Origin of the sequence: Novosphingobium mississippiense (assembly GCF_044029535.1) — a bacterium.
Taxonomy (GTDB): domain Bacteria; phylum Pseudomonadota; class Alphaproteobacteria; order Sphingomonadales; family Sphingomonadaceae; genus Novosphingobium.
The window spans coordinates 1497636-1520654 of record NZ_CP147003.1; the positions used below are offsets into that span (position 1 = coordinate 1497636).

Sequence of the window (23019 nt, forward strand, 5' to 3'; positions counted from 1 at the left end):
TCAGAAGGGGCTGCGCGTCCAGAACGAGTCCGCGAGATCTGCGGCCCATGGGACCGTCGATCCGGCGAGGAACCGGTGCAGGAATTGAAGATCGCCAGTCTCGGCAAGGAGCCGGTCGATCCGCTTCTGCGCGTCGGGCCCGGATGCTCCGCAAAGCGCCAGGGAGACCGGTCCGAGCCCGAGCTCAAACAGGCGGTTTCCGCGGGACGATTGCAGGTAATAGTGGTGCTTGGGCGTGGCCCGCGCGATGATCTCGATCTGCCGGTCGTTGAGGCCGAAGCTCTCGTAGGCAGCGCGTGACTGCGGCTCGATCGCGCGGTCGTTGGGGAGGAATATCCGCTGCGGGCAGCTCTCGATGATTGCTGGTGCAATGGAGCTCTGCGCTACATCGGCCAGACTCTGCGTCGCGAACAGGACCGAAACGTTCTTCTTCCGCAGCGTTTTCAGCCATTCGCGGATGCGCGCGGCAAAGATCGGATCGTCCAGCAGGCTCCAGGCCTCGTCGAGCACCAGCAAGGTCGGACGCCCGTCGAAGCGTTGCTCCAGGCGGTGGAAGAGATAGGTGAGCACCGGCGCAACCAGCCCCGACCGTCCCATCAGCGCCTCGGTCTCGAAACACTGGACGTCGGCGTCCGCCAGCCGCTCCTCGGCGGCATCGAGCAGGCCGCCGAATGTCCCTTCGAGCGTATAGGGCGCCAGCGCGGTGCGCAGTTCGTTCGACTGCAGGAGCAGCGAAAGCCCCGTCAGCGTCCGCTCGCTTTCTGGCGCGCCTGCCAGATTGGTCAGCGCCGACCAGACATGTTCGCGCATTTCCGGCGTGGGCAGGATCAGCAGGTGGGACAGGAGATCGAGGATCCAGTCCGCCGCCCAGCCCCGCTCGACTGGATCGTCGATGTCCTTGAGCGGCTGGAAGCTCAGGCCGTTCAGGGCATCGCTACCGTGGCCTAGCGCATTGTGATTGCCGCCCATGGCGAGAACTGCGGCCCGCGCCGACAGTCCCATGTCGAAGATGATCACCCGCGCGCCCTCGTAGCGGCGGAACTGGCAGGCGATCAACGAGAGAAGTACTGACTTGCCGGCGCCGGTTGGGCCAACGACCAGCATGTGGCCGACGTCGCCGACATGGGTCGAGAAGCGGAACGGCGTCGAACCCTGCGTGCGCGCATGGAACAGCGGTGGCCCTCCCAAGTGTGCATTGCTCTCCTGCCCTGCCCATACCGCCGATAGCGGCATCAGGTGCGCGAGGTTCAGCGTATGGACCAAGGGCTGGCGGACATTCGCATAGACCTGCCCAGGCAGCGAGGAGAGCCAGGCTTCCACGGCATTCACGCCTTCCCGGATGCAGGTGAAGCCGAGGCCGTTGACCACGCGTTCGACCGCGCGGACCTTTTCTTCCACCCGCGCGCGGTCTTCGTCGGCTACGGTGATGGTTGCAGTGATATAGCCGAACGCCACGTGCTCGCCGCCCAGCGCCTGCAGCGCGGTGTCGGCATCGACCACCTTGTTGTCGGCATCGCTGTCGACCAGCTGGGTCGGCTGGTTGTACATGACTTCGCGCAGCAGAGCCGTGATCGACTTGCGCTTGTTGAACCACTGCCGCCGCAGCTTGGTCAGAACCTTGGTGGCATCCGCCCGATCCATCGCAATGAAGCGGGTCATCCAGCGGTAGCCGAAGCCCTGGTGGTTGAGCGCATCGAGCAGCCCGGGCCGGCTGACATTGGGAAAGCCCGGGAGGGTCAGCGTCCGGATGTGCTGATGGCCGAGCTTGGGCTCCAGACCGCCGATGAACGGTGTGTCGGTCAGGATGGCATCGAGGTAGGCAGGCGTTTCCGGGACTGCCATGCTCACCCGCCGGTCCGAGACGGTATCGTGCAGGTAGGATAGCGTGCCAGCATCGGTGAGCGCACGGACCTCGGGCATGAAGCCGGCAAAGAGATCGAGGACCCGGTCGGTTTCGGCGATGAAGCCGGCAAGCGCCGAGCGCCAATCGCGCTCACTGCCCTTCCCGCTGTCTGCCGGGCGTTCAACAAGGGAGCGGCCGGCAGCATCGCTTGCGTCGGCCGGGGGCAGCCAGAGCAGCGTTCCGGTGAACACGCTCTCGAAGTGTTCGCCTTCAGCCTCGAACGCCGCCCGGCGCTCCTCGTCGATCAGCCACGACGCTGGATCCGGGAAGTGGCTTGTCGGATACTGGAAAATCTCGCGGCGATTGGCCTCGAAGAATATCGCCCACCCCGAGCCGAGCCGGCGCAGAACATTGTTGGCGCGCGCGCAGGTGCCGACGAGTTCCGCCTCAGTCGAACTTTCGAGGTCGGGCCCCCGGAAGGCGAAGCTGCGCTGGAAGCTCCCGTCCTTATTGAGGACAACGCCCGGCGCAACGAGCGCGGCCCAGGGTAGATGATCGGCAAGGTGATCGAAGCGGGTGCGATATTCGGCGAGGTTCAGCATGCCAGATATCCTTTTTGCCGGAGGTGGCGGATCAGGACGTTTGCGAAGTCGGGATCACGCCGGGCGGCAAAGACGGCCAGACTGTGCCCGATGGCCCAGAGCGCGATCCCAATCGGCCATTGCTGCAGGCCGAGCCCGAGCGCTGCGGCGAGCGTCCCGTTGACGATCGCGATCCCGCGCGGAGCCCCGCCCATCAGGATGGGTTGGACGAGGCTCGCGTGGATCGGTGTTTCGAAGCCTTCGATGTGGCTCACGAGACCAGCGCTCCTCCGCCAAAGCTGAAGAACGAGAGGAAGAACGACGAGGCGGCAAAGGCGATCGAGAGGCCGAAGAAGATCTGGATCAGCTTGCGGAAGCCGCCGGCGGTTTCGCCAAAGGCCAGTGCGAGGCCGGTGGTGATGATGATCAGCACCGCCACGATCTTCGCGACAGGCCCCTGGACGGATTCCAGCACCTTCTCGAGTGGATCTTCCCAGGGCATGCCCGATCCGCTCGCGAGCAGCGGCGAGCCAAGCATGGTCAACATTCCGAAAACGATGAGGCCGTTCAGATCCCGGCTGGCAACTTTCATGGTACGCATGGGTCTTCTCCTTCACGTTGAGGGTCATTGGCGGTGTTGGGAGTTCGAAAGGCGTCGATGACGCGGTACTCGCCGCGCTCGTCGAGGCCGGAGACGCGGGCGATCGTCTCGATGCGGCGCGCGGCACCGCGCCCCGCAATGAAGACGACAAGGTCGATGGCTTCGGCGATCAACCGGCGCGGGACGGTCGTGACCGCCTCCTGGACCAGGCCGTCGATGCGATAGAGGGCCGCTCGTGCATTGTTGGCGTGGACGGTTGCGATCCCGCCAGGGTGCCCTGTGTTCCAGGCTTTCAGCATGTCGAGCGCTTCGGGTCCGCGGACTTCGCCGACGATGATCCGGTCGGGACGTAGGCGGAGCGTCGAGCGGACGAGATCGCTCATCGACACCCTGCCCGCTCGCGTTCGCAGCGCAACGGTGTCGGCCGCCGGCGATTGCAGTTCGCGGGTATCCTCGATCAGGATCACGCGCTCATCGAGGCTCGCCATTTCCGCGAGCAGCGCATTGGCTAGCGTCGTCTTGCCCGAGCTGGTGCCGCCGGCGACCAGGATGTTCGCGCGTTCGACAACCGCACGCGACAGGAAACCTGCCTGCTCGAGCGTCATGATCCCGTCGCGCACATAGTCGCCGAGCGTGTGTATCCGGGCGGCAGGTTTGCGGATGGAGAAGCACGGCGCCGTGGCAACGGGCGGCAAAAGCCCCTCAAAACGTTCCCCGGCGCCTGAACCGTGGGCCGGGAGTTCGGCCGAAACGATCGGCGCATCGGCATGGACTTCCGCACGAATGTGTGAGGCGACAAGGCGGACGATGCGTTCGACTTGGGCCGGCTCGAAGCGGATATCGGTATCGACCCTGCCCTCACCGAGCACATCGACACGCAGCGCCCCGTCGGGGTTCACCATGATCTCGATCACGCGCGGGTCCTCGAGCGCGGCGCGGATGGCCGGGCCCATGGCGGTCCGCAGCATGGCGCGGCGGCGCTCGGCCGAGACGGCATTCGGAGCATCGGTCATGACGCATCTCCCGAACCGCGCTGAGGCAGCGTGCGCTTGCCGGTGGCGATCTGACGGCCGACCTGGGCGATGAAGGCTTCGAAGCGATCGCGCCCCACGGCGCGCGCAGCCGCATCGGCTTCGGGCAGCGGCGCCGTCACCGAAAGCTGATAGCGGATGAAAAGCGCCAGGCTCTCGAGCACGACATCGATATCCCGGCGACTGGCCTCGATCTCGCGTGACAGCCGGTCGAGGCGGATTTTCAGGAGATCGTCGATCTCCTTGGCCCCTTTCCGGGCGATCCAGGCCTTGAGCGCATCGTTGACGAGCCGGCTCTTGTTTCCGCGGGTTCCGGCAGCGAGGCGGTCGAGCGCCACGGTCACGTCCCGGTCGAGGTAGAGGTTCTGGCGGATTTTCATGGGGTCCCTCACATGCCGAGATCGCGGGTGTGCTGGCTTTCATCGAACGCGAAGCCGCGCGCGACGGGCGTCAATGCCTGCGCCTGCTCCATCGCTCGCTTGTCGGCCGCGAGGTCATCATCGTCGTTTGCGACAGGAGCTTCCGCGACATCGGGCTCTTCGCGGACGATTGGCTGACCGGTCGCCTGCCCCGGATGGCGCGCCTGCTGCGGACCGCTTTCATCTTCGAGGCTCTCGGCCTCGATCTGATCCAGGAGACGATCATCGCGTCGGCCTGCGACGCCCTTCCAATCATCCGGTCGCGGCGATGGACGATCCGGATAGCAGTTGCCAGCGATCACCGGTGCCGGCAGCCGCCGATCCGCGAAATTGGCATCGCGATAATAGCGCAGCTTGCGCGCGCGGATCGGCGCCATGCCCGAGAGCAGCACCAGTTCCTCGTCGGCGGAAAGCTGCATGACCTCGCCGGGCGTCAGCAGCTGGCGCGGGGTCTCCTGGCGGCTGACCATGACGTGGGCCAGCCAGGGCGCGAGACGGTGTCCTGCATAGTTGCGCATAGCGCGCTGCTCGGTGGCCGTGCCGAGCGCGTCGGAGATGCGCTTGGCTGTCCGCTCGTCGTTGGTCGCGAAAGCAACGCGGACATGGCAGTTGTCGAGGATCGAGTTGTGGTCGCCGTAGGCCTTCTCGATCTGGTTGAGGCTCTGGGCAATGAGGAATGCCCGGATGCCGTACCCCGCCATGAACGCGAGGCTGGTTTCGAAGAAGTCCAGTCGGCCAAGCGCAGGGAACTCGTCGAGCATCATCAGGAGCTGGTGCTTGCGACCATTTGATCCGGGGCGATCCAGCTGCTCTGTCAGGCGGCGACCGATCTGGTTGAGCACCAGACGGACCAGCGGCTTGGTCCGGCTGATGTCCGAGGGTGGAATGACCAGATAGAGCGAGCATGGCTGCTCCGCATCGACGAGATCGGCAATTCGCCAGTCGCACCGCGATGTCACTGCCGCGATGGTCGGATCCCGATAGAGCCCGAGAAAGGACATGGCCGTCGACAACACGCCGGAACGTTCGTTCTCGCTCTTGTTCAGGAGCTCGCGCGCCGCCGACGCCACGACCGGATGCACGCGCGGCGCTGCATCGTCGCCGAGGTGGTTGGTCGTCAGCATGGCCCGCAGGGTTGCGATGAACGAGCGCTGGGGGTCGGAGAGGAAGCTGGCTACACGGGCGAGCGTCTTTTCTTCTTCGGCGTAGAGGACATGAAGGATCGCTCCGACCAGCAGCGAATGGCTGGTCTTTTCCCAGTGATTGCGGCGTTCGAGCGCGCCTTCGGGATCGACAAGAATGTCGGCGATGTTCTGGACGTCGCGCACTTCGTTCGCGCCGCGCCGCACTTCGAGCAGCGGATTGTAGCGGGCCGACGCCGCGTCGGTGGGATTGAAGAGCAAGCAATGCGAGAAGCGTGCGCGCCATCCGGCAGTCAGGCTCCAGTTCTCGCCCTTGATGTCGTGGATGACGGCAGATCCGGTCCACGTCAGGAGCGTCGGGACGACCAGGCCGACGCCCTTCCCCGAGCGCGTCGGCGCGAAGGCCAGGACGTGCTCAGGCCCATCATGGCGGAGGTAGCTGCCGCCGAGCTTTCCGAGCATGACACCAGCGTCGCCGCAAAGGCCTGCGAGCGAGATTTCCCGGCGGTTGGCCCAGCGCGCCGAGCCGTAAGTCGTAACCCGGCCCTTCTGGCGAGCGCGCCAGAGCGACCCTGCCACAGCCGAGCCGCAACCCAGGAAGCCGCTCGCTCCAGCAAGCATCCCTGCCTTGTCGAACACTTCCGGCGCGTAGGCGTCGAAATGATACCACCATCCAAACAACGCCCAGGGCCGGTAGACAGGGACACCGAACAGCCGCCACCAGCCCGCTCCAAGCTCTGGTTGGTACGCCAGCATGGCGGCGGCCCACTGCGTCGATGCCCACAGCCCTGCGAGCATGATCGCGAAGACGACGAGTATCTGGCCGACGAGAAGTTTGGTAGGGGTCACGGTCTTCCTCCAGTCCCGTGGCTCGAAGCCGAACGGGCTGGAGAAGAATCCGTGATCGCGAAAGAAAACTAAACCGCGCTAATTTACGCTAATTTGATATTGTCGCATATCTGTCGACCGACTTGACGCCATCGAAGCCCAAATTCAGTGACAGGCCTTCTCGTTCAACTTCCCGAGTCGTTCTTGGCAAACGACGTCAACGAGGTCCCGCAACGCCTCTACTCTAGTCCTGAGTGCTGCGAGATCCTCAATGCTGATCTCATAGGCGTCTGAGTACCGGGCTTCGACATAAGATCGCTTGAGTAATTCGAAGCGCCGGCGATCGACTTTGCTTTCGCGAGGCCACGCATCAATCAAGCGCGGCTCCTTCCCTTCGGCGAGCGACCGAAGGAACTTGATGTTGTGGGAGCGCGGGAAATAGAGCGTCCGGACAAGCAAAAAACAAATATAGGCTCGCTCTGTCGCCTGATGGAGCATGAATGCAGCGTCGTTAAGCTCCCCTTCGGCCACGGCGTGCCCCGAAAGCGTCAGCGCGCTCGCCACCTTCGCCTTCCAAGTGGAGAAATAGGCCGCCGCCATTTCATATGCATCGGTCGGCGTTAGGGGCTGCGGAGCTGAAAGCGAGCTGCCAGGCATTTCATGCAGCGCGATTCCATCACGAGCTATGTCGACCCAAAAATATTCGCCGCGCTTCAGCGATTGGTTCACCTCGTCCAGCGTATGAACGATGATGTTGACCTGTCGACCGATGGCGGGGTCGCGATCCATTTTATCTTCCGCCGCGTACCAGTACTCGGCCTTGTCCGTGAGCTTGGGGTGGCTGACGATGATCAGCAAATCGAAATCGGATTGGTATCCGTTTTGGGGCTCGTCGACCCAGTCAGTGCGCGCGTAGCTCCCGAACAGAACGATTTTGAGAACTCGGCCATTCTTCTTCCAAGGCTGGGTCGCGAGTGATGTGGCGGTCTCGAATTCCGCCAGCAATACGTGCTTTGCTCGCTCCAACTCTGCTTGCTGGACGGCCGGAAGGTGATCGATATCCTTACGCATTGCCGTGGATTCTGAAGACTTAGCACGATATTTGCAAGCCCTCCTGCCGCGCGCGGCAGTTGAGAGACCTTCCACACTGGCATCCGCTTCCAACGCCGCATCGAAGAGTAAGAGCGAGAGGTCCGGCCCCCTCCGGCCAACAAGTTTTTACCCTTCTTGCTTCATGATGAAGCGAACCGCCGCCCTGACCGCCGGCCTGTAAGAGACATCTGGAGACACTCATTATAATCGGAATCCAATATCTTGCTTATGCCTTGACCATATTGTATTTGCGCGGAAGCACTGGCGATAACCTGCCACTCACATCGGCTATTCGACTGGACGGACTTGACGTGCATCCCGTTCGAACGGCTTCGGGAAATCCGGGTAAATCCGGGCGACTCTTGGTTCACGGCTCCATGCTTCGGAGTTGTAGGTTGCTAGTGTGTTATAGCTATGGAGGTGCTTATGGATGAGAATCCTTCCCGCACCGACCTTGCTGGACGCGTGGAGATTCTTTTAGCAATCCTTGTGACTGCTATTGGTTTCTTTTATTTGTTCAGCAAGGTCGTGAACTATCATGGGCGTTCAGTTCAAAAATTTTGAATATTGTTATTCCCGCAAAGGCAAACCCGTTTTTGCACCAAGCGCGTTAGGCCGCAAAATTGGCGAGGATATAAAAAGCCAAGTCGAATCAGCCTTCTCATTTGATGATTTTGTATATCATCTTAAGAAAAGTGGCGGTCACGTCGCCGCTCTACACACACATCGACAGCATCAATTTTTCGCACGCGTCGACTTGGCGAATTTCTTTTATTCAGTTGGACGCAATCGAGTTCAGCGAGCCCTTACAGAGATCGGCATCAGGCGGGCCAGGCACTATGCGAAGTGGTCTTGTGTCAAAAACCCTTGCGGCGACCCCGGCTACGCACTGCCTTACGGCTTTGTACAATCTCCCATCCTTTCATCGCTTGTGCTGATGAAGTCTAACGTGGGAAACTACCTCCGCAGCCTTGACCAAGCGGGCCAAATCGCAGTGTCCATGTATGTTGATGACATATCAATCTCATCCAATGACAAAACTTGCCTGGACGATGCTTTCGCGCTTTTGAAAGAAACGGTCGTTGAAGCGAATTTCCTAATAAGCGAGGGCAAAGTGCGTGAGCCGTCAGTTTCAATGGATATCTTCAACTGTGATTTGGTAAGCGGCAAATCCTTGGTCCGGCAGGATCGGAAGGATGAGTTCTATTCTGAGCCGCGGTCTGCGCTGTCCGTAGCCGGTTTTGAAGAGTACGTGGACCGAGTTGCTGATGGGAACGTACCCTAATCTCATCGAGCATGAGAGTATAATGAACCGTAAGGCAGAAATCGAGACCGCAGACACAGTGCCATCCACCGCCCTCACCAATCCGCTAAACGCTCGAACGGCAGAGTGCGCGCGCAATTGCTCGAGCACCCAGCAGTTCCATACCGTCACCGTGCAACACCACGGGATCAGCCACAGCTATCGCGGGCCTGCGCCTTCCGCCTATCGCTTCATCGCAACAAGGCATTCAATTTTCTCGAGAGTGAAATCAGTGTCGCTCCACGACTTCATTCAAAGCCATGCAGCCCAATGAGTAGCGAGAATGGTGCAGCGTGACTCCCGCACTGACCATCCTCGACGTAGCCGAACTAGGGAAAATCAGTTGATTGCGTCGACCCGCTCCGAACGGACGAAACCAAGTCAAATACTTTAGTGGAACTAGAAATGCCTGAAGATGCAGATAGATACTATAACGACTTTTTCGGACGCTTGGTTGCGTTTGTTGCTATCATTGCATTCTCAATTCAGCCGATCTTAGATTTTATTGATCCCGGACTGTTCTTAATGTCATCTGGCGCACTCGCGCTAGGAGTGATTGTCCTCAGTCGAATTTTTCGGGGAAGCACTTCCAATTTCGACAGGCTACTTGCCTTTGTTGGAGTGTTAGGCGCACTGTCTGTAACTTATTCGCTCATCGGAGCGATGGCAGTTGCGGGACGGAATGATGCGCGCTGCGCGAAGATTGAAATGGATATGCTGTCGGCGCACCCCAAAATGACAAATGGTCCTGATGTTTTTCAAGCGCTGAAATGCCGTCCGCAAACTGACGCGGATGCTGAAAGGCTCAAACCAACTTCTGCCCCTCAATCCGCACCTAAGCCCAAGCCGAAAACCATCGCGACACCGGTTAAACCCTCAGATGCCAAGCCCGAATCTCAAACCGCAAGATCCATGACTTCGGCTCCTTCTCATGGAAAACCTTGACAACATTTTTGGCAAAAGAGGATCGGCCCCACTCGGCGAGTGAGCGGGCGGGTTGGTCTCTCGTGCCCAGAAAATCGGTTCTGCGCTATCTGATTGCTCAACTGCCATATAGGTCAAGCACTTGTCGGACTCGCATCAATCGACAGAATGTTGAAACAGCAGATTGACGCCGCACATGGCAGTCGCGGTGGATCGATATATTCGCTCACGAGATTCGCCATGATCGACGTTCGGCCCAGCGAGCGTTCGTCACGGAGCGACCGCACTGAGCTTGTGACGCCGACGGTTTGCAATCTGATCAATCCTGACCTCGCATTGACGGACCAAGGCAGCCCGGTGGCTGAGAGGATCGGCTACGATGTCGAGATGCGCCGTGGTCCGGCCCTGCGCATCGAACTGAATCTGATAGATGAAGTAGCGTCCGCGATTTCGCTGCGCCGAAATCTGCTCATTGCGCGTCAATAACACCGCCCCCGTCTTCACCTCAATAAAGCGCAGAATTTTGTCGGAATGCGCTTCAGGCGCCTCCTTGAACGCCGCGCGATCGGCGTCGCCTGCAAAGCTCAGACAATCGCAGCCATAGCTCCCTTCTCCTTGCAACCGAGAAATGCGGAGAGGAAAACGGCCCTGGCTCTCTTCGAAGAGCATCGCCCATTCTTCAGCATCGTTCGGTGCCGAAACGTCCTGCCAGGCCGACGATTCGCCCGGAAAACTGCCAATCCGCAATCCTCCGCCACCACCGCCGCCCCCGGAACGGGCACTCGGTTCGAGATCCACTACCGTGACCGCAGTTGCCTTTTGCAGCCGGGAGACGGAGGCTGGCGATGGACTTGGCATGACTACGGGCGGCGTCATTTGTTCCACAGATGCTGGCGGTGCCATCGTCGGCGGCACGCCATTTGACGCCGCAACCACACCCGGTGGCGCGGCGGTCAGAAGCGACAACGGTGCCGGTGGCGTGAGCGCCAAAGCCAGCGTGGCCGCATCCACTGCATAGGGTTCATCGGGCGCCGCAATCTCAGATTCAATCGCGACCAGCAAAGCATCGATCTCGTCCGAGGTTTGGTTAGCGAGCATCCGACGCAATTGCAGCATGCGCAAGTTGTTGTTAGTCGCCATCAGCAGCTTCTCGAAATCGTCACCGTTCTGCAGTTCGAAGAATTCCGCGAGCCCATCCCCAATGGCAGTCAGCGCGCGCATGACGATTTCGTCCATATTCTCCTGCGGATCGATCCGGATCAGCAGTCGGTCGCCGTCGAGGAGATATTTGCCGGGTTCGAGTTCGCCGTCATACACGGCTTCGCCTAAGCTGAATGCCAATACCGCTTCCTTGACGATCTCGAGCTTCAATCCGTCCAAGCGCGCGAGCTTGCCCGTGTCAACAGAGTTTGCCAGGCGCAGTGTCTTGATGAACGGCAGGCTGTCCTGAAGGCGGGTGTGGAGATGGCCGGCAATGCCACTTTCTTCCGGCACTGCGCGCGTAACCGTCAAGCTGAAGTTCTGTTTGCTCAGCGGCCGTACTCCGAAGCGCGCCGCGATCTCGGCCGCATTCCTACGCGTCGGCAGGTCGAGCAGCGCAAGGTGATCGCGCGCAGCCGCGGGAAAATTATCGCGGTCGAGATAGAGAACGTCTCCAACGTGTGCCCAAGCGATCGCACCACCCTTGCGGGCCTGCACTGTCCCTGTGGCGCGAAAGCGGGCTTCAACGTCGCCGCCACGTGACGGATCGAAATCATCGATCAGAAGTATCTGGCCGTACAAGCGGCGTACGACGTCGGGGCTTGGCTGACGCTTCTCGAGGCCTGAGAGGAGCCGATAGATTTGCAATTCGGCAAGATCGGACAACTTGTCTGGGACCTGCGCATGAATCAGTCCACGGGCCCAGATGGCCTTCGACAATCCGAACTGCGCTTCTTCAACAGCGCTGGGCCTAGCCGGAGTTTTGAAAAGCGTCGCGAGAGGTCCAGGCGAAACCATTGCATCGCAAGGCGCAACCTTCTCGCCGTCCGCCACCGTTAGCCAGGGTCGCATCGCGATCATATGCCGGACAAGGTCTGGCAGTTGGCCCGAGTAGGGCTTCCAGTTCGCTCGGCCCGTCCGCCCGGTGAGCCGGGTAGCAAAGGGCTTCGGATTGAGCGTGTCGAAACGCGGATCGAAGGCGAGCCAGGTCAGAATTGCCGCGCTCGGTGCATTGGCCAGAATCCCGGCCAAGCCCTCGACAGAATCGAACCTAGCCAAATAGGTCGATCCCCAGACGAGTTCCGCCTTAGTCAGTACACTGCGGTGATTGCCGTCGACGACGTCGAATACATCGGGCAGTGCGTCGATCACCAGCGGGCGATACGCCGCCGGAACCGGCTCCTCGACGCCCTTGGGCCAGCCATGGACGCCGATCCATCGGAAGAACTCCCGAAGCGCGGTTACGTCAGACGAGAAGGGATAGGATTCCGGCCCAGCTACAAGGAAGCCCGATTGCCCCTGATATAGCGCCGAGACGATGCCCCCCGTTTCCCCGTACGGTGCCGAGAGATGGACGCGACTCGCGTCACGCCAGGTACCGTCAGCACAAATCACTTCAGTCGCACCCGCCGGAAAAACCGCCTCGCGCGCGACGGCGGTCTGCCGAAGCCCAAATAACGCCTCGAGCAGTTCCCGCTTTACGGTATCAGTGCGCTCAGGCTGCCGCCGGATCACCTTATTGGCTTCGCGTCGCAGCGATCCAATCACGCCGGACGCGCTGAATTCGTTGACCCCAAAAGCCTGCAGTTTGTCGAAGCGGTCACGCATGACGCCCCCCAGACCAGCGCTGATCTTGTTCCACAGTTCAGAATGAAGGAACTTCGCCTTTGCCCACCAAGGCAGCACCGGAGGCGTCCCCGACGCCGGCGGCGGGAACGACGTATTGTTCTGAGTAAGCGGCTTTCCCTCGGTGTCCAGAAGGAGCGAGCGATCATGGAGATCTATGCGGACTGACTTGGCGATACCGACGATGGCGCTGGCCCGCTCGTCAATTGTCATCTCCGCTCCGCGGAGCACGGCGAGCATGTCGTCCTGCTCTAATACATCGACAGAAAGGCGCTCGATCACGGCGCGATCCGCCTCGCTTCGGCTGCGCGCCAATGCGGGGAAGAAGCGGCTGGGCAGATAAGTGGAATAGGCGGAAGGCTCGACCTTGGTCTCCTCTGCGGTCGCAAAAGTACCATCATTGATCGGGATCAGCGGGCGGGCGCGGGCGGCCGCATAGACCTGTACCTCGAATGATTTGAGCGAATCAGGGAACAGGCCCGTGCGCGCAAGGAGCGTAAGCGGGTGCGGCACCTCGGGATCGTCTCGGAACGCCAAGAGCGCGTCCGCGTAGAAACGTGAGAGCGCCGCTAATACGCCTGCATTCACGTCGGAGTTCGCATTCAACGTCTTACGACTTGAGTCCAGCTCGAGTGTAGCATGGAACAGCGCCGGGTAAGGAAGCTGAATATCCGTCGGGAAATAGCAATGTAGAGTCCCTGGCGGTGTCGGGACACCGCAACGCACAGCGATCGCCAGCTCGTACCGACGCAGCCCACCCGGCTCATCGGCGTCCGGCAAGGTTCCCCTGGTGCGCAGGGCTAGCCAATCCTGCTCGCTTGCGGTTTCGCCACTGGCAACCTTAAGCGTGAACCGATCATGACCCTTAGCCTGCTTAGTCCAGCAACGGGGAGCCTCGTTGCCATCGTCAAGGGTGATTTCGCTGATCGCTTCGACGAAGAGCAGGAAGTCGGGCTGAAACTCGGCGAGTTGCTTGAGGGCCCGTTCATGCGCCATCTCGTCGTTGAACGGCGCGGCGACGACGGTATCATAGCCCTGTGCTCTCAAGGCACGTGCGCGGGCTATCAACCGTTGGCGCGCTGGGTCCGCAATTTTTTCTAGCAGGCTGCCGCTTGCAGGAAACGGCAGAATTGGAATTGGCGTACGACGACTGCGATTGATGAGCTTTTGGATACGCGCATCCGCCTGTGCCAGCTGGGCGACCTGGGCTGCCGCATGAGCCTGTGAAAAGCCGATCTCCAACGGGCCGCTCGCGACAAAGGGCTCCGAAGACCAATTAAGTAGCGCGCGGAAGCCTAACCCCTTGGCGCCGATAAGTTCTGCGCCGCGCTCGGGTTTGTCGCTCAAGTGCGCCGTCATCAGGGAACGCACGCCACCCGCTCGAAACGGCATGCCGGTGTTAGCGACACAGAATCCGTCCGCCCGGATCTCTATGTGCACGCGGCCATTGCCTCCCTGTTCCGCAGCAGCATCGGCAGCATTCTGCACCAGTTCAAGAAGCTCTCGATTGGCGTAGTCACGCGCGATCGACTTTTCGGCATTGGCATCGTGCTTGAGTAGGTCGGGCTTCGAACGGTAGCCGTTCTCGGTGTCCTCCACGCGCTCCGCGATCCAACGCTCCCAATCAACCACGGTCTGAGGTGTTATCTCTACTTCGTGGAGGTCAGGCATCTCATTTGAATGTGTTGTCATCGTTTCGCCGTGCATCAGTCTGCCCCATCCGCTCAAGCCGTCGCCCAGGAAGATGTCGCCATATGGCCACCTCCTTTCCAGAATAATTCGAATCCGATGAAAGGAGGAAAGTCATGAAGCCGTCGTCAAGTCTCAACGACACTGTCGCGGCGCTCAGAACAACTGGTAAAAGCTTCTCTGGGGCTTCAACTTAACGGTGTCATTTACGTTGATTGCGTTCGCCTTGCGGCGTGAACCGCCGTATTTGGTGATGACCTCGATGTCAGGATTGTCGATTAGCGCGGCATGGATGTCATGCGTGTGGGCGGGCGTCAGATTATAGATATCTTCATAGAATTCGAGAACGCCCCGCGCATCGCCGGCCTTGGAGATCAGCCGAGGTATGTCTTCCATCAACTGGTCCTTGGCTTGTTGGCGGCCCAGTTCGTCGAAGAGATACAGCAATCCCTCGTCCCTCGGATTATAGCTGAGCATGTGTAGGCCTGGCCGGCCGTAATGTGCCTGCTGCGAGGCATTTTTGTGTAGGATGTCGTTGTAAACCTGCCGTGCGCGGTAGGAGTTTGCGAAATGGACGAACCAGTAGCGCCAGCCCTTGGGATTGTGGATGGAGAACGGACTGACATACGGCGCGCTATTTCCGAGGGCTTCGAAAACAATGCGTTCGGCGGCGCCAAGCCATTCCTTGCGGCTCATCGCACCCTCGAGCGCGGCAAGATCGTCAGGGGACAGATCGAGATAGCTGAGCTGGCGAGCCAGCAGCATACGATTGTTCTTTCGCAGGAAAGCGAGCAGCGCCTCGATCATGAATGTATAGAAAATCTCGACCGATCGGCGCGAGCGCATGATCGCCATGATGGTGTTTAGCTGTACGTGGCTGTGACCGCATTGGTCGAGGTTGAAGACGACATTCGCGTAGCCCTCACGTGAGAGCGTGGCCTCAATCTGCGGATAGATTGCCTCGAATGGACCATTGAGAAACTCGGTGCGGATGTGGAGCTTGGGGCATTCCTGGCGCGCCAGCGCGAGCACAGGGGCCATGTTCTGCTTCAGGAGCTCGACCGCATCACGTTCGCCGTCGTTGAGGATGAGGAGGCACTCAATCTCAACCAGCGCGAGACCCTCGGCTGCGCGCCGAATGTTGACCTCATTGAGCGTGCTGCGAAGCACCTCAACAAAAATCAGCGGGGACCCCGGCGCCCCACACTTGTACATGCCGGCGCCGGAGAATCCATCGACAATCGAAAACCGAAACTTGGTCTGCTGGGGATGACCCAAGCGAACCTTCAGGTATTCCGTAAAATACTCACGCAGAATCCGATGCTTGCGCCGCGAGTGCTCCTCAAGCGTTGCACCATCGACCCATTCGTACGCCTTTTCGACCATTCGCCCCCAGCAGCCCTTCTCAGATATGCATTTGCGCTACCTGGGGCATCTCGTCCCAGGTCTGCCCTCGATAGATCCGGCCGTTGGCCTTCTTCGAGCGCCGCTTATTGTCCTTCCCCCAGGTTCCCCATTGCTTGAAGAAGAATGCCGTATCGTAATCGCAACATTGCTCATGAATCTCGTCAATCCATTCCTCACGGATTGGCCGCGCCGATCGCCCGCTTTCACCGCCAACGATCGCCCAATGGATACCGGAGAGATTGACCGGTCCAACGGACCCAATCAATGGCTCGAACGAGATGAAGCGGATTGAGGCAGGAACCTGGCGCAGATAATCGATCCGCGCTGCGGCGTCGGCATCCTCGACACTGGTGCCGAGCCAGACGTTGGGCAGCACCACGCCCGGCATCCGGCCAAGTAACTGGACCATACGCTCGGGCCGCTTGGTGAGTATCTGATAGGAATGGCGCGGCGTCTCGCGCATGACCCGCCAAACTTGTGCAATGAAATCGTCGCTGACATCGTCGTGGAACAGATCGCTCATCGAATTGACGAAGATCTTGCGGGGCTTTTTCCACTTCCGCGGAATGTCAAGCGAAGCGTGGTCCTCGCGCGCAGTGCCAGTCCAGATGGTGCGCTTGCCGCTCTTGCGTGTGAGGCCGACATATTTCTCAATCTTCATCGCCTCCAGCCGGCGTGCCATCTCCATGGCATAGCAATGGGTGCAGCCTGCCGAAACAATCGTGCAGCCAGCTACTGGGTTCCAGGTCGCGTCCGTCCATTCGATTTGCGTTTCAGCCACGGCCCCGCTCCCACGTGCTTCCTGACTCTGAGATAACTGCCGTGAACAAGGTCTCAGCTAAAGCGATGCCCCGTCCAAACTGACGACTCGCATTTCTCACCGATAACGGAAACGTGAACAACCGAGGTGGTGACGAGTTTGGAAACATAGGAAATTCGCATTGCCAGACAGGAAACACCTGCATTGCCAGCCTTGTCGACTCGTGTCACTTCGATAATTGTCGGCTTGGTTTTGCAAGCGTTGCCGCCGACGTGCTGGCGGAGCGCGGACCGGATAAGGTCTATCAAGCGCGACTTGCCCCTTCCACCACACGCTCGCTCAAGCTGACCGATAGCCGGCGCCTCGGCGGTTAGCCCCGATGCGATCTGACTCATAGCGTCCATCGAAAAGTCAGAGGGAAATCGGATGATGTAAAAGCCGTTCGCGTCATTCGTTGCCCTATTAGTCCCTTGGCGTGCGGGCGCACGTCTATTTCAGCGTTGTACCCTGTAGTCGTCGTCGGGCACCTGCTTGCGTTGCGCCCAGTCGAGAAACTTAAGCGTTCCACTTGCACGCAGCTCCGCCGCGAGGCGGGCCAGCCGCCGCCGGCGCACCCCATGCTTGGCCAGGACAGCTGGCCAAACGTCGCCATACCGGACTGATGCTGGACCTTCAGGGATCATAGCAATCAATGCGGCGCGCGCCGCCACTTCCTGTTCCGCCATCCACTTCGCGGCAAACTCGTTCCCGGTCGGGGTGCCGGCGAACATGTCGTCCATCAACGTCGCTTGCGCGCGCTTATCGGCCTTGAGCTGGTCACGGACCAGATCCTGCGCTTTAAGAGCGTCGTGCTGGCATTCGCGAAAGACTTCGATCCCGACATCGCTTCGGGTCGCATAGATAAGCGAGTAGAACGTACGATCCTTCGTGGGATATAAGACCGGCGTTTCCATGACGTGCGGATACCGACCGAGCCGAGCAATCACTTCGCTGATAGCCGACACCAGGACGTCCTTCCGCGCGTTCGCGCCGCGATCCATCGGATCCGCGGCAAGTTCTGCGAGTTGCTTCCTCCAGTCCGTCGCAGGAAGTAGGGCATCGAGACCCGCCTGGATCGCGGGTTGGTCCATCATCGCGAACCGGTTGATGAAATCGAACATGAAGTTGAGCACGACTTCGGTGTTCGATCTACCGATGAGCGGCGCCACTGCGCTCATGTCGATCTTCCACCCTTTCGGGTCCATCAAAACGAAGGTGAATGCACCGGGTGGTATCGTCTTTATAAGGTCATCGACGAGAGGAACGAACTCACCCGAAAACGTCTTGATCCGAATGTCCGGATAGAGGGGAATGACCTCCAGCAGCCTACGATATGCCTCTGGATCGCGCTCGACGAGCAGCGCTGTCATCGTGACGTCCACCCCCTTGATGCGCTTCCACTCCGCCTTAGCCCTTCGAAGAGCTTCTAGAGCGATGCCGAAGGACGTATCTTCAAAACTCTGTCCCTGATCCTTCCATGGACCGCTGAAGCCGTCGATGTAGACCACGTCCCGGTAGACGCTCGCGACCTTGAACACCAGCCGCTCGACGTAGTCGGCAAGGAAATGGTGCTTCACATAGGCCTGTTCGCGGCCCGCGTAATTCGACAGATGGGGACGCATCAGGCAGCCCGCGACTCAACAGCCACAGGAAGTTCGTTCCACTCCCGCCCGTCAAGTTCGCGCCCGCCGGACTTGGGCCGAATGCCGCCCCACTGCTTAAAGAAAAAGGCGACGCCTTGGGCTGCGCACTGGTCGCGTACCTCGCGCGCCCATTCGATCGCCATCGGGCGCGCCCCCGGTCCGCTCTCACCACCCGCGATGACCCAGTGAATATCGGAGAGGTCGACCTTACCGATGGCGCCGATCAGCGGCTCAACGGATAGGAAGCGAACACCCGCGGGCGACTGGCGGAGGTGGTCGATGCGCGCGCACGATCCACCGTTCTCGACTGAGACACCCAACCAGATGTGTGCCGGTGGTGAGGCATGGCGGTAGCGGCTCCTGAGATAGTCGCGCATGAGTGAGCTACGCTTCGTCAGCACTTGGAACACGTGCCAGTCTGCCTTCTCCATAGTCTCAAATACACGATCAATGAATTCGGACGGCACATGCTTGTGGAACAGGTCGCTCATCGAATTGACGAAAATCATTCGTGGACGCTTCCACGCCAGCGGCTGCTCCAGGCGTTCGGGCCGTAGGATCAAGTCGAAGCCGTGTTCAAAAGGATGCCCAGGAATATCGCGCCAACGTTCAGAGAAGCGCTCGGCATAGCAATTGTCGCAGCCAGCGGTGATCTTCGTGCAACCCGTGACCGGATTCCATGTCGCATCAGTCCATTCGATTGCGCTGCCGTCTGCCATTCCACCCCCCATGAGAACATATACAGAACAATGCCACAGCACTATTCGCGTTGCAACGCCGATGCGCCATCCCGCGTAAGCGTCCGATTTTAAAGGTCGGTCGCAGAAAAATGCCCCCCTAACCGCTGTTGCATGGTAGGATGCTATCCAGTCTCGGAGGTTGGCGCATGACCTTAGTCATCATTGCGGTTCTCTTTGCTTTGGCGCTTTGTGGCCTAGCTCGATCGGCTAATGCCCGGTTCCGCCTTGAAGATCGATTGCCGATGCAGTGGTGGCTAGACGGGAACGTGACCTGGTCGGTGCCGCGGCTAGTGGCCCTCGCTTTTATTCCGGCGCTGGCATTCTGTGTGCTTCTGAGTTTTGTCGTTTTGTCACTCAACATGCAACCGAGGCCAGGCCAAGAGGGCATGGTAGTTCCGACACTCATCGGGATTGGTGCTTTGTTCGTTCTCATCCAGCTTCTTCACTTCTGGATGATCGACAAGACTCTCCGCAGGAACGGCAGCTGACCACTCAAAATGGGCGCTCACTCCAGCGGGGTGGGCCAGTTCCACGGTAGCAATTCATTGACCCGGTTGATCGGGTGGCCCTTGCCGATGCGATCGAGCACATCCGCGAGCCACTCCTGCGGATTGACGCCGTTAAGCTTGGCCGTTTCGAGCAATGAGTACATGGCGGCAGCTCGCTCACCGCCGCAGTCGGCGCCAGCAAAAAGCCAATTCTTCCTGCCGAGGCAGATACTCCGCAGGGCATTCTCCGCCGGATTATTGTCGATCTCCAGCCTGCCGTCGTCGGTGTAGGTGAGCAGTTGCGGCTTGAGCTTCACGGCATAACGCAGCGCCTCGGCCAGCGGCGACCGGGCCGATGCCTTGGACAGTACGTCATCGGCCCAGACGAAGAACTCCAGCGCCTTGAGCTTCGAGAGCTTACGGGCCTTGCGACGAAAATCCGCCGGCTCACGCACGATCTGCCGCTCGACGTCGTAAAGCGCGCCGATCATCTGCAGGCCCTTGAGCGCAACTGAGTGCGGATCCGCCTTGTAGACATCGTTGAGTTTGCGCCGCGCATGCGCCCAACACGCGACGGGCGTGATCGGGGCTGGCTGGCGATCACTCGCGTAGAGGCGCTCGAAACCGGCATAGGCATCGGCTTGCAGGAAGCCTGCGAATGTCTTGAGGTGCTCACGCGGTCGCTCGCCCTTGCGATCGGGGCTGTAGCGGAACAGCGCTGCCGGCTTGTCCAGATGGCTCCATCGTCGGTTATCGCGAAGGTAGACCCATAGTCTGCCGGTCGCCGTCTTCCCGGTCCCCGGCGCTAATACCGGGACGGGTGTGTCGTCGGCGTGGAGCTTCACGCTGGCCATGACGTGGTCGGCGATCCGATCGACCAGCGGCTGCAGCAGCCAGCTTGCCTGGCCGAGCCAGTCCGCCATGGTCGAACGGCTGATCTCCACGCCCTCGCGAGCGTAAATCTGTGACTGGCGGTACAGCGGCAGATGATCGGCAAACTTGGAAACGATAACGTGGGTCAGCAGGCCGGGACCAGCACGGCCGCGCGGCACAGGAAGCGCCGGGGCCGGTGCCTGGCTGATTGCATCGCAGCGGTTGCAGGACAGCTTGGGCCGGACATGACGGACGACGCGGAAGCGGCCGGGGACATATTCCAGCACTTCGGTCACGTCCTCGCCGAGCTTGCCCATCGTGCCCCCACACGCGGAGCAGCCGTCGGCATCCGGCGCTGCGTGCATGACCTCGTCGCGAGGAAGATGATCGGGCAGCGGAGCACGGCGAGGCTTGCGAGGGGCAGCCCTAGCCGGGGAATCTTCGGGCACATGCCCCTCGATCACACACTCCGCATGGGCATGCTCGGCCTCGAGATCCTCCAGCGTCAACTCGAGCTGGTCGGCCTGAAGGGCAAGGCGTTCCGATGATTGACCGAACTTCATGCGCCGGAGGCGGGCCAGCTGGACCTTGAACTTCTCGATCTGCAGCGCCGTCAGCTTGATCGAGTTTTGAGCAGTCTGAAGCTTCTCGCGGGTCGCGTCATGGTCCGCCCGTTCGGCTTCCAGCGCCTGCTCCGAAACAGCCAGACGTGCGCGCATGGCCTCCGCAAAAGCGCGCAGTTCTGCGGGATCGGTAGGGAGTTCGAGATCGTCGGGAGACACGCTTCCCGTTAGCAGAATCCGGCCTTCCGCCCAAGCAGAAAGCCCGGAAATGCGGCGATTATCGCGTCAAATCTGCACCGGCAGGCGGGGCGGATCAGGGGCTACTGTGCGCCGCCAATCCATTGCTTCGATCAGCAGCGCAAACTGCGCTGGGGTGAGTACGACACCGCCGTCGATGAGCGGCGGCCAGACGAAACGGCTGCGTTCCAAACGCTTCGCGAACAGACAAAGCCCGCTCCCGTCCCAATGCAGTGCCTTCAGGTAGTTGCCGCTCTTGCTGCGGAACAGGAAGACATGCCCGCCGTAGGGCTCGACCGCGAATAGCGGGCGGACCAATGCAGCCAGCCCATCGAAACCGAGCCGCATGCTGACCGGCTTGCTCGCCAGATAGACCTTCGTTCCGGGCGCCAGCGAAATCACGACACGTCCCGGAATGCCCGTAGAACGCGGGCCAATGCCTTCTCGTTGACGTAGCTGTCCACCGACAGGCGAACGCCGCTGGGCAGATCTATGTCTATCGCGCCGGGGCGAGCGCCGGGATGCGGTCGGACCAGTTCGTCCGGCGCTGGCGGCATCGGCGACGAAACAGGTCGCGGCGCCTTCTGGGGCTCGGGAACCGCCGGCGCGGCCGCAGGTTCCGCCGTTATGATCGCGCCATAGGGAATGAACTCGAGCGCCTCGCTGGCGATGGCCGCCGCCTGACGACGCGCCGATCGCCAGTTGTAAATTAGGCTCTCGGCAATCTCGTGGCGCTCTGCGACCTGACGGACCGATACTCCGTCTGCATCTGCCTCGGCGAGGATCGCCGTCTTCTCGGCATCCGAAAACTTTCTGCGCCGCTCGGTGCGTGTGATGATCTCTACCCGGTCCTTCACTCGGCCTCCTTCTGGAGTCCAGAAAGAGACTCCTTAGCGGAAGTCCATCAGCGCCAACGCCGGATGCGACAACACGCCGGAGGCCGTACGCTTACCATCCCGCCGATTATTCAGCATGGAAGCCGCAAATCCAGTGCCGGCTCAATTCGCTCTCGCAATGAGACATTGTGGTGGTCGTAAGCGCTCGGTCTGGGCCGTGTTGCGTCGATAGTGCCCGGTCGCGATGAGCTTTCCATCAGGAGTGTCCTTCGGCACTGCGTAAGGAGAGTGCGTTGGACAGGATCGAGGTCATCACGGGTGTTGAGCGGCAGCGGCGATACTCGGACAAGGAACGAGCGGCGATCCTGGCGAAGTGTGATGAGCCCGGCGCGACAATCGTGGGGGTTGCGAAGCTGCTGGGGATTTCACCGAGCCTGATCCACGGTTGGAGGCGGATGCGGCGGGAGGCAGAGAAGATTGCCAGCGAACCGGTCCAGTTCATTTCCTATGGCACTGTGCCCGAAGGCACCGGTAGCCCTGTGGCTCCGCCGTTATCGACACCTCCTCCATCGCCCCTGACGCCGACACCTGCGGAAGAACTTGTTCGCCCCTATCCAGGTGCCCGGCCCGGTTCGATAGACATCGACCTGCCCGGGGGCACGCGCCTTTCAGTGGACAGCTATGTCAACGAGAAGGCGCTGGCACGCGTGCTGCGTGCGTTGCGGGATGTCTCATGATCTCGCTGGCGCCGGGGACGAAGATTTATCTCGCGAGCAAGCCGGTCAGCATGCGGCTCGGCTTCGATGGCCTGGCAGCGCTGGTACGGCCGCTGTTTGCGGTCGAGCCTTACGGCGGTCACGTCTTCCTGTTCCGCAGCAAGAGCGGCAATTACCTGAAGGCGCTGCACTGGGACGGCACGGGCCTGTGCCTTTTCGCCAAGCGCCTGGAGCGGCATCGTTTCGTCTGGCCGCCGTTGCTGGAGGGCGGTGTCGTGCTGACTCCGGCGCAGTTCGCGTTGCTGATCGAGGCGATGGATTGGCGGCGCACGGTGGCGCCTGAACCACCGCGCCTGCCGGTGCAGATTTGAGGCAACAATCGGAGTAATTCTGGGCTTTTTACTAGGGGCGGTGAAGCGATTCTGCTAGGGAGAAGCG

The 23019-nt window shown here is 60.6% G+C and carries 23 protein-coding genes; 7 read left to right on the forward strand and 16 right to left on the reverse strand.

From position 1 onward, the window contains the following. The 7 genes from trbE to WBP06_RS25060 all read right to left on the reverse strand — a co-directional run bounded on the left by trbE (nt 1) and on the right by WBP06_RS25060 (nt 7516). Complete coding sequence (gene trbE / locus WBP06_RS25030) at nt 1-2445, reverse strand: conjugal transfer protein TrbE (RefSeq protein ID WP_395335065.1); 2445 nt, start codon at nt 2443-2445, stop codon at nt 1-3. Then, on the reverse strand, nt 2439-2639 hold the full coding sequence (locus WBP06_RS25035; protein ID WP_395337580.1) for a conjugal transfer protein: 201 nt from the start codon (nt 2637-2639) through the stop codon (nt 2439-2441). Before WBP06_RS25035 ends, trbE begins: the two co-directional genes overlap by 7 nt. Before the next feature lie 56 nt (nt 2640-2695). Continuing rightward, nucleotides 2696-3025 carry a TrbC/VirB2 family protein gene (locus tag WBP06_RS25040; protein ID WP_395335067.1) on the reverse strand — a complete coding sequence of 110 codons (330 nt, stop codon included), beginning with the start codon at nt 3023-3025 and terminating at the stop codon, nt 2696-2698. Further along, nucleotides 3013-4038, reverse strand: coding sequence for a P-type conjugative transfer ATPase TrbB (gene trbB, locus WBP06_RS25045; protein WP_395335070.1), 1026 nt, complete (start codon nt 4036-4038; stop codon nt 3013-3015). Before trbB ends, WBP06_RS25040 begins: the two co-directional genes overlap by 13 nt. Then, nucleotides 4035-4436 carry a CopG family transcriptional regulator gene (locus WBP06_RS25050; RefSeq protein WP_395335073.1) on the reverse strand — a complete coding sequence of 134 codons (402 nt, stop codon included), beginning with the start codon at nt 4434-4436 and terminating at the stop codon, nt 4035-4037. The genes trbB and WBP06_RS25050 overlap by 4 nt, the downstream gene beginning before the upstream one ends. 8 nt (nt 4437-4444) lie before the next feature. Continuing rightward, nucleotides 4445-6466: a conjugal transfer protein TraG gene (locus tag WBP06_RS25055; RefSeq protein WP_395335076.1), complete on the reverse strand. Its 2022-nt coding sequence runs from the start codon at nt 6464-6466 to the stop codon at nt 4445-4447. Nucleotides 6467-6610: 144 nt separating this feature from the next. Then, nucleotides 6611-7516: a HEPN domain-containing protein gene (locus WBP06_RS25060; RefSeq protein ID WP_395335078.1), complete on the reverse strand. Its 906-nt coding sequence runs from the start codon at nt 7514-7516 to the stop codon at nt 6611-6613. A gap of 447 nt (nt 7517-7963) precedes the next feature. Here WBP06_RS25060 and WBP06_RS25065 point away from each other — a divergent pair, with 447 nt between their 5' ends. The 4 genes from WBP06_RS25065 to WBP06_RS25080 all read left to right on the forward strand — a co-directional run bounded on the left by WBP06_RS25065 (nt 7964) and on the right by WBP06_RS25080 (nt 9785). Beyond that, complete coding sequence (locus WBP06_RS25065; RefSeq protein ID WP_395335080.1) at nt 7964-8101, forward strand: hypothetical protein; 138 nt, start codon at nt 7964-7966, stop codon at nt 8099-8101. Continuing rightward, nucleotides 8076-8822, forward strand: coding sequence for a reverse transcriptase domain-containing protein (locus WBP06_RS25070; protein WP_395335082.1), 747 nt, complete (start codon nt 8076-8078; stop codon nt 8820-8822). The genes WBP06_RS25065 and WBP06_RS25070 overlap by 26 nt, the downstream gene beginning before the upstream one ends. Nucleotides 8823-8844: 22 nt before the next feature. Beyond that, complete coding sequence (locus WBP06_RS25075) at nt 8845-9114, forward strand: hypothetical protein (RefSeq protein WP_395335085.1); 270 nt, start codon at nt 8845-8847, stop codon at nt 9112-9114. A 131-nt stretch (nt 9115-9245) separates the two neighbouring features. Beyond that, nucleotides 9246-9785, forward strand: a complete 540-nt coding sequence (locus tag WBP06_RS25080) for a hypothetical protein (RefSeq protein WP_395335087.1) — start codon at nt 9246-9248, stop codon at nt 9783-9785. A 249-nt stretch (nt 9786-10034) separates the two neighbouring features. Here the strand turns inward: WBP06_RS25080 and WBP06_RS25085 are convergent, their stop codons facing one another. The 6 genes from WBP06_RS25085 to WBP06_RS25110 all read right to left on the reverse strand — a co-directional run bounded on the left by WBP06_RS25085 (nt 10035) and on the right by WBP06_RS25110 (nt 18847). Then, on the reverse strand, nt 10035-14297 hold the full coding sequence (locus WBP06_RS25085; protein ID WP_395335089.1) for a sacsin N-terminal ATP-binding-like domain-containing protein: 4263 nt from the start codon (nt 14295-14297) through the stop codon (nt 10035-10037). 138 nt (nt 14298-14435) lie between these two features. Beyond that, nucleotides 14436-15665, reverse strand: a complete 1230-nt coding sequence (locus WBP06_RS25090) for a three-Cys-motif partner protein TcmP (RefSeq protein ID WP_395335091.1) — start codon at nt 15663-15665, stop codon at nt 14436-14438. A 19-nt stretch (nt 15666-15684) separates the two neighbouring features. Further along, nucleotides 15685-16467 carry a DUF5131 family protein gene (locus WBP06_RS25095; protein ID WP_395335093.1) on the reverse strand — a complete coding sequence of 261 codons (783 nt, stop codon included), beginning with the start codon at nt 16465-16467 and terminating at the stop codon, nt 15685-15687. A gap of 53 nt (nt 16468-16520) precedes the next feature. Beyond that, on the reverse strand, nt 16521-16841 hold the full coding sequence (locus tag WBP06_RS25100; RefSeq protein WP_395335095.1) for a hypothetical protein: 321 nt from the start codon (nt 16839-16841) through the stop codon (nt 16521-16523). 99 nt (nt 16842-16940) lie between these two features. After that, nucleotides 16941-18107, reverse strand: coding sequence for a three-Cys-motif partner protein TcmP (tcmP, locus tag WBP06_RS25105; protein WP_395335097.1), 1167 nt, complete (start codon nt 18105-18107; stop codon nt 16941-16943). Continuing rightward, the gene (locus WBP06_RS25110) at nt 18107-18847 is read right to left on the reverse strand and encodes a DUF5131 family protein (protein WP_395335099.1); all 741 of its coding nucleotides are present in this window, start codon (nt 18845-18847) and stop codon (nt 18107-18109) included. Before WBP06_RS25110 ends, tcmP begins: the two co-directional genes overlap by 1 nt. A gap of 167 nt (nt 18848-19014) precedes the next feature. Here WBP06_RS25110 and WBP06_RS25115 point away from each other — a divergent pair, with 167 nt between their 5' ends. Then, entirely contained in the window at nt 19015-19356 is a 342-nt protein-coding gene (locus WBP06_RS25115) for a hypothetical protein (RefSeq protein ID WP_395331924.1), read from the forward strand. Nucleotides 19357-19373: 17 nt separating this feature from the next. On the opposite strand, the gene tnpC is transcribed toward WBP06_RS25115, so the two are convergent. The 3 genes from tnpC to tnpA (WBP06_RS25130) all read right to left on the reverse strand — a co-directional run bounded on the left by tnpC (nt 19374) and on the right by tnpA (WBP06_RS25130) (nt 21886). Further along, on the reverse strand, nt 19374-20948 hold the full coding sequence (gene tnpC / locus WBP06_RS25120) for an IS66 family transposase (protein WP_395334018.1): 1575 nt from the start codon (nt 20946-20948) through the stop codon (nt 19374-19376). Nucleotides 20949-21077: 129 nt separating this feature from the next. Beyond that, nucleotides 21078-21431, reverse strand: a complete 354-nt coding sequence (gene tnpB, locus WBP06_RS25125; protein WP_395331926.1) for an IS66 family insertion sequence element accessory protein TnpB — start codon at nt 21429-21431, stop codon at nt 21078-21080. Further along, the gene (gene tnpA / locus WBP06_RS25130; RefSeq protein ID WP_395334614.1) at nt 21428-21886 is read right to left on the reverse strand and encodes an IS66-like element accessory protein TnpA; all 459 of its coding nucleotides are present in this window, start codon (nt 21884-21886) and stop codon (nt 21428-21430) included. The genes tnpB (WBP06_RS25125) and tnpA (WBP06_RS25130) overlap by 4 nt, the downstream gene beginning before the upstream one ends. Before the next feature lie 272 nt (nt 21887-22158). Between tnpA (WBP06_RS25130) and tnpA (WBP06_RS25135) the strand changes: the two genes are divergently transcribed. Next, complete coding sequence (gene tnpA / locus WBP06_RS25135; RefSeq protein ID WP_395335101.1) at nt 22159-22602, forward strand: IS66-like element accessory protein TnpA; 444 nt, start codon at nt 22159-22161, stop codon at nt 22600-22602. Next, nucleotides 22599-22952 carry an IS66 family insertion sequence element accessory protein TnpB gene (tnpB, locus tag WBP06_RS25140; protein ID WP_395335103.1) on the forward strand — a complete coding sequence of 118 codons (354 nt, stop codon included), beginning with the start codon at nt 22599-22601 and terminating at the stop codon, nt 22950-22952. Before tnpA (WBP06_RS25135) ends, tnpB (WBP06_RS25140) begins: the two co-directional genes overlap by 4 nt. The last annotated feature ends 67 nt before the right edge of the window (nt 22953-23019 follow it).

Excerpts from the sequence above, each read along its gene's own strand:
- trbE (WP_395335065.1), bottom strand. The coding sequence starts at position 2,445 with ATGCTGAACCTCGCCGAATATCGCACCCGCTTCGATCACCTTGCCGAT.
- WBP06_RS25035 (WP_395337580.1), bottom strand. The coding sequence starts at position 2,639 with ATGGGCGGGGCTCCGCGCGGGATCGCGATCGTCAACGGGACGCTCGCC.
- WBP06_RS25040 (WP_395335067.1), bottom strand. The coding sequence starts at position 3,025 with ATGCGTACCATGAAAGTTGCCAGCCGGGATCTGAACGGCCTCATCGTT.
- trbB (WP_395335070.1), bottom strand. The coding sequence starts at position 4,038 with ATGACCGATGCTCCGAATGCCGTCTCGGCCGAGCGCCGCCGCGCCATG.
- WBP06_RS25050 (WP_395335073.1), bottom strand. The coding sequence starts at position 4,436 with ATGAAAATCCGCCAGAACCTCTACCTCGACCGGGACGTGACCGTGGCG.
- WBP06_RS25060 (WP_395335078.1), bottom strand. The coding sequence starts at position 7,516 with ATGCGTAAGGATATCGATCACCTTCCGGCCGTCCAGCAAGCAGAGTTG.
- WBP06_RS25065 (WP_395335080.1), top strand. The coding sequence starts at position 7,964 with ATGGATGAGAATCCTTCCCGCACCGACCTTGCTGGACGCGTGGAGATT.
- WBP06_RS25070 (WP_395335082.1), top strand. The coding sequence starts at position 8,076 with ATGGGCGTTCAGTTCAAAAATTTTGAATATTGTTATTCCCGCAAAGGC.
- WBP06_RS25075 (WP_395335085.1), top strand. The coding sequence starts at position 8,845 with ATGAACCGTAAGGCAGAAATCGAGACCGCAGACACAGTGCCATCCACC.
- WBP06_RS25080 (WP_395335087.1), top strand. The coding sequence starts at position 9,246 with ATGCCTGAAGATGCAGATAGATACTATAACGACTTTTTCGGACGCTTG.
- WBP06_RS25085 (WP_395335089.1), bottom strand. The coding sequence starts at position 14,297 with ATGCACGGCGAAACGATGACAACACATTCAAATGAGATGCCTGACCTC.
- WBP06_RS25090 (WP_395335091.1), bottom strand. The coding sequence starts at position 15,665 with ATGGTCGAAAAGGCGTACGAATGGGTCGATGGTGCAACGCTTGAGGAG.
- WBP06_RS25100 (WP_395335095.1), bottom strand. The coding sequence starts at position 16,841 with ATGAGTCAGATCGCATCGGGGCTAACCGCCGAGGCGCCGGCTATCGGT.
- tcmP (WP_395335097.1), bottom strand. The coding sequence starts at position 18,107 with ATGCGTCCCCATCTGTCGAATTACGCGGGCCGCGAACAGGCCTATGTG.
- WBP06_RS25110 (WP_395335099.1), bottom strand. The coding sequence starts at position 18,847 with ATGGCAGACGGCAGCGCAATCGAATGGACTGATGCGACATGGAATCCG.
- WBP06_RS25115 (WP_395331924.1), top strand. The coding sequence starts at position 19,015 with ATGACCTTAGTCATCATTGCGGTTCTCTTTGCTTTGGCGCTTTGTGGC.
- tnpC (WP_395334018.1), bottom strand. The coding sequence starts at position 20,948 with ATGCGCGCACGTCTGGCTGTTTCGGAGCAGGCGCTGGAAGCCGAACGG.
- tnpB (WP_395335103.1), top strand. The coding sequence starts at position 22,599 with ATGATCTCGCTGGCGCCGGGGACGAAGATTTATCTCGCGAGCAAGCCG.